8 protein-coding genes are annotated in these 13,742 nt (G+C 59.1%); 7 read left to right on the top strand and 1 reads right to left on the bottom strand.

Annotated elements, in window-relative coordinates:
- Positions 1 to 3 precede the first annotated feature (3 nt).
- The 3 genes from PSH65_RS24420 to argR all read left to right on the top strand — a co-directional run bounded on the left by PSH65_RS24420 (position 4) and on the right by argR (position 3,238).
- Positions 4 to 768, top strand: coding sequence for an ABC transporter ATP-binding protein (locus tag PSH65_RS24420; protein ID WP_305422855.1), 765 nt, complete (start codon positions 4 to 6; stop codon positions 766 to 768).
- Positions 769 to 1,127: 359 nt separating this feature from the next.
- The gene (locus PSH65_RS24415; RefSeq protein ID WP_305421584.1) at positions 1,128 to 2,057 is read left to right on the top strand and encodes a transposase; all 930 of its coding nucleotides are present in this window, start codon (positions 1,128 to 1,130) and stop codon (positions 2,055 to 2,057) included.
- A 200-nt stretch (positions 2,058 to 2,257) separates the two neighbouring features.
- Positions 2,258 to 3,238: a transcriptional regulator ArgR gene (argR, locus tag PSH65_RS24410; protein WP_305422854.1), complete on the top strand. Its 981-nt coding sequence runs from the start codon at positions 2,258 to 2,260 to the stop codon at positions 3,236 to 3,238.
- A 23-nt stretch (positions 3,239 to 3,261) separates the two neighbouring features.
- On the opposite strand, the gene PSH65_RS24405 is transcribed toward argR, so the two are convergent.
- Positions 3,262 to 8,307 (bottom strand): dermonecrotic toxin domain-containing protein, encoded by a 5,046-nt coding sequence (locus PSH65_RS24405; protein ID WP_348529741.1) that lies wholly within the window; start codon positions 8,305 to 8,307, stop codon positions 3,262 to 3,264.
- A gap of 304 nt (positions 8,308 to 8,611) precedes the next feature.
- On the opposite strand from PSH65_RS24405, the gene PSH65_RS24400 reads away from it, so the two are divergent.
- The 4 genes from PSH65_RS24400 (at position 8,612) to astD (ending at position 13,633) form a co-directional block, all read left to right on the top strand.
- Positions 8,612 to 9,832 (top strand): aspartate aminotransferase family protein, encoded by a 1,221-nt coding sequence (locus PSH65_RS24400; protein WP_007904683.1) that lies wholly within the window; start codon positions 8,612 to 8,614, stop codon positions 9,830 to 9,832.
- 202 nt (positions 9,833 to 10,034) lie between these two features.
- On the top strand, positions 10,035 to 11,054 hold the full coding sequence (gene aruF, locus PSH65_RS24395) for an arginine/ornithine succinyltransferase subunit alpha (protein ID WP_095634598.1): 1,020 nt from the start codon (positions 10,035 to 10,037) through the stop codon (positions 11,052 to 11,054).
- Between the two features lie 87 nt (positions 11,055 to 11,141).
- Positions 11,142 to 12,167 (top strand): arginine N-succinyltransferase, encoded by a 1,026-nt coding sequence (gene astA / locus PSH65_RS24390; RefSeq protein WP_095051595.1) that lies wholly within the window; start codon positions 11,142 to 11,144, stop codon positions 12,165 to 12,167.
- A complete protein-coding gene (gene astD, locus PSH65_RS24385; protein ID WP_305427045.1) occupies positions 12,164 to 13,633 on the top strand; it encodes a succinylglutamate-semialdehyde dehydrogenase in 1,470 nt (489 codons plus the stop codon). The genes astA and astD overlap by 4 nt, the downstream gene beginning before the upstream one ends.
- Positions 13,634 to 13,742: the final 109 nt, after the last annotated feature.

Raw genomic sequence — 13,742 nt, 5'->3', positions numbered from 1 at the left:
CGCATGTACAAACTTGAAGTCCAAGACCTGCATAAACGCTATGGCAGTCACGAAGTGCTCAAGGGCGTGTCCCTGAAAGCGGCAGCTGGCGATGTGATCAGCATCATCGGCTCCAGTGGCTCCGGCAAAAGTACTTTTCTGCGCTGCATCAACCTGCTCGAGCAGCCGCACGCGGGCAGGATTCTGCTCAACAACGAAGAGCTGAAACTGGTCGCCAACAAGGACGGCGCGCTGAAAGCCGCCGACCCAAAACAGCTGCAACGCATGCGTTCGCGCCTGTCGATGGTGTTCCAGCATTTCAACTTGTGGTCGCACATGACTGCGATGGAAAACATCATGGAAGCGCCGGTCCACGTGCTCGGCATGTCCAAGACCGAAGCCCGTGAGAAGGCTGAGCACTACCTGAACAAGGTCGGTGTTGCGCATCGCAAAGACGCCTACCCTGGCCACATGTCCGGTGGTGAGCAGCAGCGTGTGGCAATTGCCCGTGCGCTGGCGATGGAACCTGAGGTCATGCTGTTCGACGAGCCGACCTCGGCCCTCGACCCTGAGTTGGTCGGTGACGTGCTGAAAGTCATGCAGGCCCTGGCACAGGAAGGCCGGACCATGGTGGTGGTGACGCACGAAATGGGCTTTGCCCGTGAAGTGTCGAACCAACTGGTGTTCCTGCACAAAGGCGTCGTCGAAGAATGCGGCAACCCGCGCGAAGTGCTGGTCAATCCGCAGTCTGAACGTTTGCAACAATTTTTGTCCGGCAGCTTGAAATAATCAGAACTGCCGTTGTGCACCGGGATAGTGCATGCTTCGCAACCTAGAAGCTGACCCCGATCCCCTGTGGGAGCTGGCTTGCCTGCGATCGCGGTGTGTCTGTACCAGAAATGCAATTTGGCACACCGCTATCGCAGGCAAGCCCGCTTGTGTCTTGCGCAGGACTTAGACTGAAGATGAGAGCGGTGAGTGGCAAGCTGAACGCCCGGAGTGCTAGCAGCACGTGTGGGAGCCCATGCTGCCATTCACCTCTCCACTCTGGTTATTGAGCCCGAACAGTTGAACGAGCCGACCTCGAACATTACAAGCGTGGAGCCCAACCAGAGCGCTCTCATTTATGAGTGTAAGAGGGTTTAGCCATGTTTTCCTGCGCAGGCATTGATGTTTCCAAAGACAGTCTGGAAGTCTGGATTAATTCGCAAGGCATTGGTGCGAGTTTTCCGAACAGCGCCAGTGGTTTCCCGGTGCTGATTGATTGGTTAAAAGGCTTCGAAGTCACCCGCGTGTTACTGGAAGCCACCGGTGGCTACGAGCGGGGGCCCATGAAGGTGCTTCAAAGGGGCGGCTTTGACGTCTTACGAATCAATCCTCGTCGGGCGAAAGATTTTGCCAAGGCAATGGGTTATCGCGCTAAAACAGACGCGATAGATGCGCGGCTTCTCGCCGAATTTGCAACGATTATAAAGGACGCCGATAGCCGTATCACCAGCGCCGAACAGGACAATTTGCGTGCGCTGGTACAGCAACGCGAAAACTTTGTTCAGCAGCAAAGTGACGACAGGCGGCGTATCAAAACGGCTTCTGTCGACTCGATAAAACCCTTGTTGCAAAGCCATATCGACTATTTAGATCAGGCAATAAAGTCGATAGAACAGCTGATCTGCCAAAGCGCCAAAGACCTGGACAGTGAAAAAATTGCCCGCTTGCGCTCGGTTAAGGGACTAGGGCTCGTGACCGCAGCCAGCATCATGGCCTACCTGCCTGAGCTGGGAGAGGTTGGACGGCACGAGATCGCAGCACTGGCAGGGATCGCCCCTTACAACGACGACAGCGGCAACCACGAAGGGCCTCGTCATATAAGCGGTGGCCGATTTGCCGTGCGACGTGCGATGTACATGGCCAGTTGGGCTGTGATTTTGCGACAACCCGAGTTCAAAGCCCGATATGACGCGCTTCGCCTGAGAGGTAAATGCGCGAAAGTGGCGCTGATCGCCTGCATGCGGGTGTTGTTGATAAGGCTGAACGCGATGATCCGTGACCAAACTGAGTGGAGAGAGCAGGCAGCCTAAACAGACTGCTTGCTCATTTGGGAAATCACATGGTTTGAGACTGTGGAAGTTCGGCTGCCCTTTGATCAAACTTCAAAATAAAAGACATCAAGACAGTTGCTCCCACATTTGATCTTTGCTGATTTTGCGATTTGTGTTCATTTACGGGCTAGCATTGGCCCATGCCTTCATCACTGTTCTTCGCTTCGGATCGCCCGCCCATGACTGCCCATCGAATTGGTTTCCTGATTTGGCCCAGCACTAAAGCTCTGACGCTTGCGCTGGCTGAGGAGGCCTTGCGTGTTGCCCAGCGTGTGCACCCGGACGTTGTTTACGAACTGTCGTTTTTGCAGGCCGAACCATCGACCGAAGGCGCTTGGCAATTGCCGGGTGAACCCTGGGCCGGCAAGCTCGAAAATTTCCAGAAACTGTTCTTGCTCGCCGACGAGCCACCGACCGCTCTCGCGCCGGCGCTCAGCAGTGGGCTGAAACAACTGGTGCGAGCCGGTTGTGTGATTGGCGGTTTGTCGGCCGGTGTCTACCCGTTGGCGCAACTGGGTTTGCTCGACGGCTACCGCGCTGCCGTGCATTGGCGCTGGCAGGACGATTTCGCCGAGCGTTTCCCGAAGGTGATCGCCACCAGTCATCTGTTCGACTGGGATCGCGATCGACTGACCGCGTGCGGCGGCATGTCGGTGCTCGATTTGCTGCTGGCAGTGCTGGCCCGTGATCACGGCGCCGAACTGGCCGGTGCGGTATCTGAAGAACTGGTGGTCGAACGCATCCGCGAAGGCGGCGAGCGCCAACGCATTCCACTGCAAAACCGTCTCGGCTCCAGCCATCCGAAGCTCACCCAAGCGGTGTTGCTGATGGAAGCCAATATCGAAGAACCGCTGACCACCGACGAAATCGCCCAGCACGTGTGCGTGTCCCGTCGGCAGCTGGAACGGATCTTCAAGCAATACCTCAACCGCGTGCCGAGCCAGTATTACCTGGAGCTGCGTCTGAACAAGGCCCGGCAGATGTTGATGCAAACCAGCAAGTCGATCATCCAGATCGGCCTGTCGTGTGGCTTCTCTTCGGGGCCGCATTTCTCCAGCGCCTACCGCAACTTCTTCGGCGCCACGCCGCGGGAAGATCGCAACCAGCGGCGCAGCAGCAGCCCGTTCGAGTTGTCGTCGGTGCCGTCCGAACGCGGTTGATCCGTTGTTAAATCTGGCGTCGATTACTCATCGACGTCAGAGCTTCCGGACGACGACACCTCCATTTCCGCTTGATCAATGACCGCATCGACGCCGAAGTCGACGCCTGTCTGCCTGAAATAATTGATCAGTGTTTGTACGCTTTCCTCTGACAGCGGATTGTCCCTCAGATTGATGCTCTCGCCGATTTCCAGCGGCAATTCCATAATGTCGGCGGGTATGTGGGTGATCGCGTTTTCGCTCAGGTCCACGGTGTCCAGGGATTTGAGTCGCAACAGGCTCGGCGGCAATTCAGTAATGCCGGTGTTGTTCAGCAACAGGGTGGTGAGACGGGACATCTGGCTCACGTCGGGTGTGGCGCCCAGCGGGTTGTCGCTCAGATCCAGATAATCAAGCTGCTCCATCTGTGCCAGTTCCAGTGCACTTTGCGCCGTCAGGGTGAGTTGGCAATCGGTCATCGTCAATGCGGTCAGATCGCCCATCCTGGAAATCGATTCGGGAAAGTTCTGCTGTCGGTAGTTACGGAGGGTCAGTCCCTTGAGGCGAGGAAAGCTCTCCAGAAAACGCTCGGCCCCTGAAGTCAGTCCATCAACGGTGTGTAAATACAGCAGCGAGACGTGACTGAAGTCGGCCCGCAGCGCCGGCAAGTTACCGACAATAATGGTGGGCAGGCTCAGCTCGTAGGTGGGTTGAAGTTGTTGATTGAAGTCGTCCAGAGCGGTTTGCCGGCGCCAGCAACGTTCCACAATCCGTTTGAATTCATCCCGAATCGAATGTTCGCTGAGCAGCTCCTGCGCGGTGAAAGGGGCGCCGCTCACCGGGTGCACCGCCGGGACGTCTGCTGTCCAGGCTGACAGGTCGTTGTTGAGGGTGTTGAGTTCGGTTTCCAGGCGCGTGATCGCCGCTTTGCCGTCGGCCAGTGTCCCAGGCCGCAGATAGATAAACTCACTGGCTTCTTCCTGGTCCATGCCTGGGTACAGCGCTTGCACCCGATCGATATCAGCCTGTTCGGCAAATACTGCGAAGTCCTGACGCGTACGGCCGAAATGGATTTTTATGCGTTCGCGAGTCGCGGCCGAAATCGGGTTGCCGCCCAGGTCGACGCCCTCTTTGACGGTGGTGGGGAGATCAAAGAGCGCGGTGGGCAGTTCCTGGATCTGATTGTCATTGAGCAGAACAGTTCGAAGGTGTGGCCGGGTCAGCAAACCGGGGGGGAAGCTGGAAATGCCGGTGTCCGATACGTCGATGTAGTTCAGCTGCGGCATATTCTCGACAGTGGGGTTGAGCCCCAGCGGGTTTTTGTACAGGTCCAGAATCACCAGTTTGTTCAGCGCTGACAGGGTGGCGTGGCTCTCTGGTGTGAGGGTAATGGCGCAGTCGCTGAGAATCAGTTCGGTGAGGTTCGGCGATTGCACAATGGCTTGCGGAAGGTGATTGAGCCTGAAATCGCGCAAGGCCAGGCGACGCAAGCCTGAGAAACCTCGCAAAAAATCATGCATCCCACGTGTGGCGCGATGGCCGTCCAGTGACAGGCTTGTCACGTGTCTGAAGCCCTCGCCGAGCACCGGAAACTCACCCACTATCGGTTGGGAGAAACGGAACTCGACCACAGGGTCCTCACCCTGGGGCGGTGTGGCTTGTTTTCGCCAGCAATCGAGTAATGCCTCTGCCAGGTGTCGGCGATTTCGCTTCTGAATGCTGAATTGTTCAGGGGTAATTCGGATCCGGGTATCCGGCATGAACAGTGGGATTTCGTTACGCCAGAGGTTCAGGGCATTGCTGAGCCGGGCGCGTTCGGTCATGAGCCGGGTCAGCTCTGCCCGTGGGCCGGTCGGGTGCCGTTGCAAGCGTTCGACAAAGGCTTGCAGTTCCTCGCCTGACAAGTGCGGGAATAGTTCATGGGCGTAGGCCTGTAACGTTGGCGCACTGAACACTCCGCGATGATAGCCATCCGTGCCACCGAGCAAACGCATGACGGTCGGATCGTAGGTGGGCTTCAGGATTGGATGTTGCGCCAGGACCGAGTGCAGTTCCTCGCGGTTCAGGGCATGAGTGCGAATCAGTCGCTTGAGTTTTTCACCTTCACCCATGTGGATGCCTAGCGCCGAGCGCTCGCTGTCCGGTAGCGCCTGCAATAAATCCAGATAGAACGTGCTCGCGCCGCTGAGCTCAAGGCCGGCATCGTCAAAGGCCTGATAGCTGCCATCGGCATTTAGAACGAGCACTTTGCGGATTGGCGCATCGGCAGTGCCGACACTGTCGAGCAGACGTCCATCATGGGCGTATTCGCGGATTTCCAGACGTATTTGCCCCGACCAGCCAGGCAGTCGCTGCAAGGTGTGCAGGGCCAGTCGATCGGTGTCGGGGTTGTTGGCGCTTGAACGGATCTCCAGACCTTCATAAGCCCGGGTGACCCTGACTTGCAATCGGGCTTCACGGGTGAGCTGTTCGAGGCGTTTGGACAAGATACCGCGCTTAAGTTGTTGCAGCTCTTTGTCGCTGGCGGTTTGCAGCAGTGCTTCTGCCACGCTGCTCGGCAAACCGTGTTCGGCGTCGATGAGTTTTTGCGTCAGCCCAGAGGCGGCTCGATCCAGTCGGCGGTATCGATGGTCGAACAGGGTTTCTCGCCTGCTCTCGGCGAGCGCTTTCAGTTCCCTGCGTAATGTGCGGGCGCGGGTGCCCAAACTGGGGGAGGGTGTGCCGAACTGTTCGCCCATCAGCGTTCTGGTTTCGGTTTCCCCCAGAGTCAGCAGTAGCGTATGGATCAGGTCGCCGTTGCTGAGGTGCGCCTGATTGATCTGGACCGTGGGTTGGCCGGGGGCGCTGTGTTCCCAGAGGGTTTGTGCTTTGTTGTCGACCAGGCGCAGCCCTTTTTTGGCCGGCCAGTAATGGTTGTCACGCAGCAGTTCCAGTTGTGTGATGGGGTCGGCTTTCAGGTAGTCGGTCGGTTGTTCGCTGCCGATCAGCTCAATGAAGGTCTGGATGTCCTGATCGATCTTGAAACGCAGCAGCGTGTCGGCGAGCAGCGCAGGCATCTGACTGGAGTTCACATGCATCTTGCGCAAGGCATTCTCGTGGCAGCCGCTGATCTGGAGCATTCGTTCACGCACCGAGGGTGCGAACCGTTCCATGTCAGGGCCCAGGCGGCGCAGCACCGTGGCTTGATCCCAGCTCAACGGCTGGTCGATTTCGGTCTGCCAGGCTCCGGCGCCATTGTGTTTGAGTACGGGTTTATAGGCTTGCGGACGGCTCGGGTGATCGATGCGGTGCTCACCGGTCACGGAGTCTTGGCTGACGGCGTAGGGTTTGTTGTCCAGTGACAACAGGGTTTTGCCGTCGTGGCGGTACAGCCCGAGTTCATCGGGTCTGGCAGTCTGAGGGAGTGGGCCGTGCTGTTCATAGGTGCTCAGATCCGGCTTCCAGTAGCGGCTTTCACCCCGAGGCGTTTTGACAGAGTGGAAGCGGTCGATGAACTGAACGATTTCACGCGGCAACACGGCGCGAAATTCGCCTGCTGCCACGACGCCGCCGGCAGCAAAAGTGCCCAGTTGCACGGCCGACTCAAGCACGCCCATCAAATGCTCGAAGGCTTCGGTCGTCTGACCTTCTGCCCAGTCGACGATGCTTTCGAAGGTTTCGTCGAGTAACTGGTACGCCATATAAGCCAGCATCAGTTCACCGAGGAAGGGCACGAACGGCATGGCGACAAAGGCTGCGATGTTTAGCAGTGCCGAGGCGATTTCCGTAAAGGAGTCCCATAACGCCCAGCGAGCTTTCTGATCGACCGTCGCCGTGGATACTGCGATGACTCGGGCATCGTTGAGGATCTTGTCGAGTTTGCGTTGGTAGAGATGAACCCACAGATCGCCTTTGATCGGCGTCGCCGTCATTTGCAGGTCGGCGCGCTGGTTTGGTTTTTCTCTCCAGGTGGGGCGTGGGTCGCCAGGCTGAACCGGTTGCCAGGTAATGGAGACAAGTCGGTCGTTTAACTGAGCGAAGAAGTGCCCGCGATCCTCATGATCGATAAAGCGGCTAAAGAACTGTTGATAGTCATGACGGCGCAAACGTTGGGTCAGTTCCTGGGCGAAGGCGCCGGAGGAGGCATATTCCTTGATCGGATGTTCGGGATCGTCGGGGATATAGGCCACCACTCGGGCCACTTCACGCGCACGTTCCAGGTCCGGAAAAAACACCACGATGCCGGTCAGGCGTGCGTTCATGATAGTCAGTTCATGACAGCCCCATGCCTGTCCGCGCAGACGTAAATGTTGCAGGCCGTCGAGTAAGCCAAGGATCAGGCCATGGACATCGCCGCCAAGCTTGTTTTGCAGGTAGGCCATTTGCAGGGCGGTGTTGAGGGCCGTTTTCTGGCTGTCGCGGACGCTGGATTGCAGGGGCGCCGCGACCACGGGATTGCTGATGCCCAGGTTTTCTTCGAGGTGGGTTTTGTAGTGTTCGCCAATATCCAGCTCCCGGCACAGTTGGGTGAATGCCGTGATGGGCATTTTTTGCAGAACGTGCGGCAGCTCATTGAATTGCCCCGCAGAGGACGGTGCGCTGATGTAGGTCGAGGCGGGCTCAAAGGCGTCGTCCTCGGTCTCGCTGCTTTCGAAGTTGTGCAGCGCGGCATCCAGCAGCGACACCGTCCAGATGCGCGCCGCGCCCGACTTCAGCCGCAGCCACGGGATATGGGCGGGAATATAAAGACGCAAAAAGGTCTGGTGGACGTCCAGCTCCAGACCGAAGCGCTTCTTGAGCGCTGCAACCAGCAACGGTTCGGCAAAGGCGCTGGCATTTTTCACCTTGGCCAGGGACTGATCGACGCGGTTCTGCGCTTGCCAGTGCAAGGCATTGAGTGTGCGTAATTCGGCATGCTGGCTGCGGGACGCGTTGTTGAGTCCGGCCGGCAGTCGGGGTTTGGCCTTGCTCAAGGCTTCGCGCTTTTGCGCGGTCGCCTGCGTCAGCCAGCGGGGGATGACGTTTATCAGAGGCTGGTAATGGCTGTCCCTGTTGAAGGGTGACATCGGATCGAGATGGACAGCGTCCGGATTTTCGTTGGTAAGGCTCATGAAGGTTGCCGTTGGCGTTAAGAAGACCTCAGAAAACACCATGAGCGCCAGCGACGTGCGGTACATATGTACCGCCACCGTAAAATCCGGATGAGTAAGATCCTCGCAACCTGCCGCAAACCCCGCAGGCAGTTTAAACTGCGCCTTTGCGACGCTATTTGTCGCATTGCCGTAAACCCGGGCAAAACCTGTGTTCGCGCTATAAGAAGTTGTCGCTTGGCGGCAAGGCCCGGCTGAAAACTGTCCTTACAATCCCCCCATCGCTCGCCAGTTTCAGGCGAGCGTTCCTCTTCAGGAGACTCCGATGTCCGTTGAGCACGCTGCGGTAGAACGCGCCGATTTCGACCAGGTAATGGTTCCCAACTACGCGCCAGCCGCTTTCATTCCTGTGCGTGGCGCCGGTTCCCGTGTTTGGGACCAGTCTGGCCGCGAGCTGATCGACTTCGCCGGCGGGATTGCCGTTAACGTATTGGGCCATGCGCATCCGGCGCTGGTCGCTGCATTGACCGAGCAGGCGAACAAGCTGTGGCACGTGTCCAACGTGTTCACCAACGAGCCGGCCTTGCGTCTGGCCCATAAGCTGGTCGACGCCACGTTTGCCGAGCGTGTGTTCTTCTGCAACTCTGGCGCCGAAGCCAACGAGGCCGCTTTCAAGCTGGCCCGTCGTGTGGCCCATGACCGTTTCGGTACCGAGAAGTATGAAATCGTTGCCGCGCTCAACAGCTTTCACGGCCGTACCCTGTTCACCGTGAACGTTGGTGGCCAGTCGAAGTACTCCGACGGCTTCGGTCCGAAGATCACTGGCATCACCCACGTGCCTTACAACGATCTGGCCGCGCTGAAAGCCGCTGTTTCCGACAAGACGTGCGCGGTGGTTCTGGAGCCGATCCAGGGCGAAGGCGGCGTATTGCCGGCCGAGCTGTCTTACCTGCAAGGTGCTCGTGAACTGTGCGACGCGCATAACGCGCTGCTGGTTTTCGACGAAGTCCAGACCGGCATGGGTCGCAGCGGCAAGCTGTTCGCCTATCAGCATTACGGCGTGACCCCGGACATCCTGACCAGCGCCAAGAGCCTGGGCGGTGGTTTCCCGATCGCAGCAATGCTGACCACCGAAGACCTGGCCAAACACCTGGTCGTCGGTACCCACGGCACCACGTATGGCGGTAACCCGCTGGCGTGCGCTGTTGCTGAAGCGGTGATCGATGTGATCAACACGCCAGAAGTGCTGAACGGCGTCAATGCCAAGCACGACAAGTTCAAGACCCGTCTTGAGCAGATCGGCGAGAAGTATGGCCTCTTCACTGAAGTCCGCGGTCTGGGCCTGCTGCTCGGTTGCGTACTGAGCGATGCCTGGAAAGGCAAGGCCAAGGACATCTTCAACGCCGCCGAGCGTGAAGGCCTGATGATTCTGCAAGCCGGCCCGGACGTGATTCGTTTCGCGCCAAGCCTGGTGGTTGAAGACGCCGATATCGATGCCGGCCTGGACCGTTTCGAACGCGCCGCGGCGAAGCTGACGCAAGCCTGATAGTCCCTTCGACGCCTGAACTGTTCAGGCGTCGAACCAATTTTTATGTGCCGGGCACCGTAAATGTGGGAGCGGGCTTGCCCGCGATGAGGGCCTGACAGCCGACTTCATTGTTATCTGACAGGACGCTATCGCGGGCAAGCCCGCTCCCACATGAGCCGGGCATTTTTCTAATGAATTTTTTCGAGAAAGGAGTGACACCATGCTGGTGATGCGCCCCGCGCAAATGGCTGATCTGGGCGAGGTACAGCGTCTGGCTGCGGACAGCCCGATTGGTGTCACTTCCTTGCCGGATGACGTTGAACGCCTGAGCGACAAGATCGCGGCAAGCGAAGCCTCGTTCGCCGCCGAAGTCAGCTTCAACGGTGAAGAGAGTTATTTCTTTGTCCTCGAAGACACGGCCACCGGCAAGCTGGTCGGCTGTTCGGCCATCGTTGCCTCGGCCGGTTATTCCGAGCCGTTCTACAGCTTTCGTAACGAAACGTTCGTGCACGCTTCCCGCGAACTGAAGATCCACAACAAAATCCACGTGCTCTCCCAGTGCCACGACCTGACCGGCAACAGCTTGCTGACCAGTTTCTACGTGAAGCCGGAGTTGGTGGGGTCGCCTTGGGCTGAGCTCAATTCCCGTGGTCGCCTGTTGTTCGTGGCCAGCCATCCGGAGCGCTTTGCTGATTCGGTAGTCACCGAGATCGTCGGTTACAGCGACGAAAATGGCGACTCGCCGTTCTGGGATGCCATCGGTCGCAACTTCTTCGACCTCAACTACGCCGAAGCCGAGCGTCTGTGTGGCCTGAAAAGCCGCACGTTCCTGGCCGAGCTGATGCCGCATTACCCAATCTACGTGCCGTTGCTGCCGGACTCCGCTCAAGAGGCGATGGGCCAGGTGCACCCACGGGCGCAGATCACTTTTGACATCCTGATGCGCGAAGGCTTCGAGACCGATCACTACATCGACATTTTCGACGGTGGCCCGACTCTGCACGCCCGCGTCTCGGGGATCCGTTCGATCGCCCAGAGCCGTGTAGTGCCGGTGAAGATCGGTGAGCCGGTCAAAGGTGCCGGTCGTCAATATCTGGTGGCCAACGCCCAGTTGCAGGATTACCGCGCCGTTTTGCTTGAGCTCGATTACGCGCCGGGCAAACCCGTAACCCTGGATCTTGAAGCGGCCGAAGCCTTGGGCGTCGGTGAAGGTGCCAGCGTGCGCCTGGTGGCGGTTTAACGCCTGCTGCTATGCCTATAAAGAATGAATGCTTAGTAAAGCAGCGAGTTTCACGGGTGGCGTCAGCGGCCCGTTTGAGGAGATAGCATGATCGTTCGTCCCGTACGCAGCAGCGATTTACCCGCTCTGATCGACCTGGCCCGCAGCACCGGCACCGGCCTGACCACCTTGCCGGCCAACGAAGAGCGTCTGGCCCATCGGGTCGGCTGGGCCGAGAAGACCTTCCGCGGCGAAGCCGGGCGGGGCGATGCGGACTACCTGTTCGTGCTCGAAGACGACAACGGCCGCGTGGTGGGCATTTCCGCCATTGCTGGCGCCGTCGGTCTGCGTGAGCCCTGGTACAACTTCCGGGTCGGCCTGACAGTCAGCGCCTCGCAAGAACTGAACATCTATCGCGAAATCCCGACGCTGTTCCTGGCCAACGACCTGACTGGCAACTCTGAGCTGTGCTCGCTGTTCCTGCACGCCGATTTCCGCACTGGCCTCAACGGTCGCATGCTGGCCAAGGCGCGGATGCTGTTCATCGCCGAGTTCCCGCAACTGTTCGGCAACAAGATCATCGCCGAAATGCGCGGTGTGTCCGATGACGCCGGGCGTTCGCCGTTCTGGGAAAGCCTGGGCCGGCACTTCTTCAAGATGGAGTTCAGCCAGGCCGATTACCTCACTGGCGTGGGCAACAAGGCGTTCATCGCCGAACTGATGCCGAAATTCCCGCTGTACACCTGCTTCCTGTCGCCAGACGCGCGCAACGTGATCGGCCAGGTTCACCCGGATACCGAGCCGGCCCTGTCGATGCTCAAGAGTGAAGGGTTCAGCTATCAAGGCTATGTCGATATTTTCGATGCCGGCCCTGCGGTGGAATGCGAAACCACCAAGATCCGTGCAGTGCGTGACAGCCAGGCGCTGGTGCTGGCCATCGGCACCCCGGGTGACGATGCCACGCCATTCCTGATTCATAACCGCAAGCGCGAAGACTGCCGGATCACTGCCGCACCAGCACGCTTCGCCGCCGGCACTTTGGTGGTCGATCCGCTGACCGCCAAACGTCTTCAACTCAACGCTGGCGATCAAGTGCGCGCCGTTCCGTTGTCTGCTGCTCGGGAGTCGAAATAATGAATTCGCTATACATCGCCGGTGAATGGCTGGCTGGCCAGGGTGAAAGCTTTCAATCGGTAAACCCGGTGACCCAGCAAGTGCTGTGGGCCGGCGAAGGTGCCACGGCCGGTCAGGTCGAGTCGGCCGTGCAAGCTGCACGTCAGGCGTTCCCGAGCTGGGCTCGCCATACCCTGGAAGAACGCATCAGCGTGCTGGAAGCCTTTGCCGCTGCGCTGAAGAATCACGCTGACGAGCTGGCTCGCACCATCGGCGAAGAAACCGGCAAACCCCTGTGGGAAGCGGCGACTGAAGTCACCAGCATGGTCAACAAGATTGCGATCTCGGTGCAGAGCTACCGCGAACGCACCGGCGAGAAGAGCGGCCCGCTGGGCGACGCCACGGCGGTGTTGCGTCACAAGCCACACGGTGTGGTGGCAGTGTTTGGTCCTTACAACTTCCCCGGCCACTTGCCGAACGGTCACATCGTACCGGCGCTGCTGGCCGGTAACAGTGTGCTGTTCAAGCCCAGCGAGCTGACCCCGAAAGTCGCTGAGCTGACGGTCAAGTGCTGGATCGAAGCCGGTCTGCCGGCTGGCGTGCTGAACCTGCTGCAAGGCGCTCGCGAAACCGGTATCGCCCTGGCGGCGAACCCGGGCATCGACGGTCTGTTCTTCACCGGTTCCAGCCGTACCGGCAATCACCTGCACCAGCAGTTTGCAGGTCGTCCGGACAAGATCCTCGCGCTGGAAATGGGTGGCAACAACCCGCTGGTGGTGGATCAGGTCGCGGACCTCGATGCCGCCGTTTACACCATCATTCAGTCGGCATTCATTTCTGCCGGTCAGCGGTGCACTTGTGCCCGTCGCTTGCTGGTGCCACAAGGCGCCTGGGGCGATACGCTGCTGGCGCGTCTGGTGGCGGTCAGTTCGACGATTGAAGTCGGGGCGTTCGATCAGCAACCGGCGCCGTTCATGGGCTCGGTGATTTCCCTCGGCGCTGCGAAAGCGCTGATGGATGCGCAAGAACATCTGCTGGCCAATGGCGCCGTGGCGCTGTTGGAAATGACTCAGCCTCAGGCTCAGTCTGCCTTGCTGACCCCCGGTATTCTGGACGTGACAGCGGTTGCTGATCGCCCGGACGAAGAGCTGTTCGGTCCGCTGCTGCAAGTGATCCGCTACGCTGATTTTGAAGCGGCGATCGCTGAAGCCAATGACACTGCTTATGGCCTGGCGGCTGGCTTGCTGTCGGATTCCGAAGCGCGTTATCAGCAGTTCTGGCTGGAAAGCCGCGCAGGTATCGTCAACTGGAACAAGCAGTTGACCGGTGCTGCGAGCAGCGCGCCATTCGGCGGTGTCGGCGCCTCGGGTAACCATCGCGCCAGCGCCTACTACGCCGCAGATTATTGCGCGTACCCGGTGGCCTCGCTGGAAACCCCGAGCCTGGTGTTGCCAGCGGCCCTGACGCCCGGCGTGAAAATGGCGTAACGCCCAATCGCGGGCAAGCCCGCTCCCACAAGGTCTGCGTGGAACACAAAATCTGTGAACACTGCTGAACCTGTGGGAGCGGGCTTGCCCGCGATGGCCGCGACACGGT

The organism is Pseudomonas sp. FP603, assembly GCF_030687415.1.
Lineage (GTDB): Bacteria > Pseudomonadota > Gammaproteobacteria > Pseudomonadales > Pseudomonadaceae > Aquipseudomonas > Aquipseudomonas wuhanensis.
Note: the sequence above shows the minus strand (reverse complement) of the source record. Positions and strands in the feature narration are given on the sequence as shown.

Excerpts from the sequence above, each read along its gene's own strand:
- PSH65_RS24420 (WP_305422855.1), top strand. The coding sequence starts at position 4 with ATGTACAAACTTGAAGTCCAAGACCTGCATAAACGCTATGGCAGTCAC.
- PSH65_RS24415 (WP_305421584.1), top strand. The coding sequence starts at position 1,128 with ATGTTTTCCTGCGCAGGCATTGATGTTTCCAAAGACAGTCTGGAAGTC.
- argR (WP_305422854.1), top strand. The coding sequence starts at position 2,258 with ATGACTGCCCATCGAATTGGTTTCCTGATTTGGCCCAGCACTAAAGCT.
- PSH65_RS24405 (WP_348529741.1), bottom strand. The coding sequence starts at position 8,307 with ATGAGCCTTACCAACGAAAATCCGGACGCTGTCCATCTCGATCCGATG.
- PSH65_RS24400 (WP_007904683.1), top strand. The coding sequence starts at position 8,612 with ATGTCCGTTGAGCACGCTGCGGTAGAACGCGCCGATTTCGACCAGGTA.
- aruF (WP_095634598.1), top strand. The coding sequence starts at position 10,035 with ATGCTGGTGATGCGCCCCGCGCAAATGGCTGATCTGGGCGAGGTACAG.
- astA (WP_095051595.1), top strand. The coding sequence starts at position 11,142 with ATGATCGTTCGTCCCGTACGCAGCAGCGATTTACCCGCTCTGATCGAC.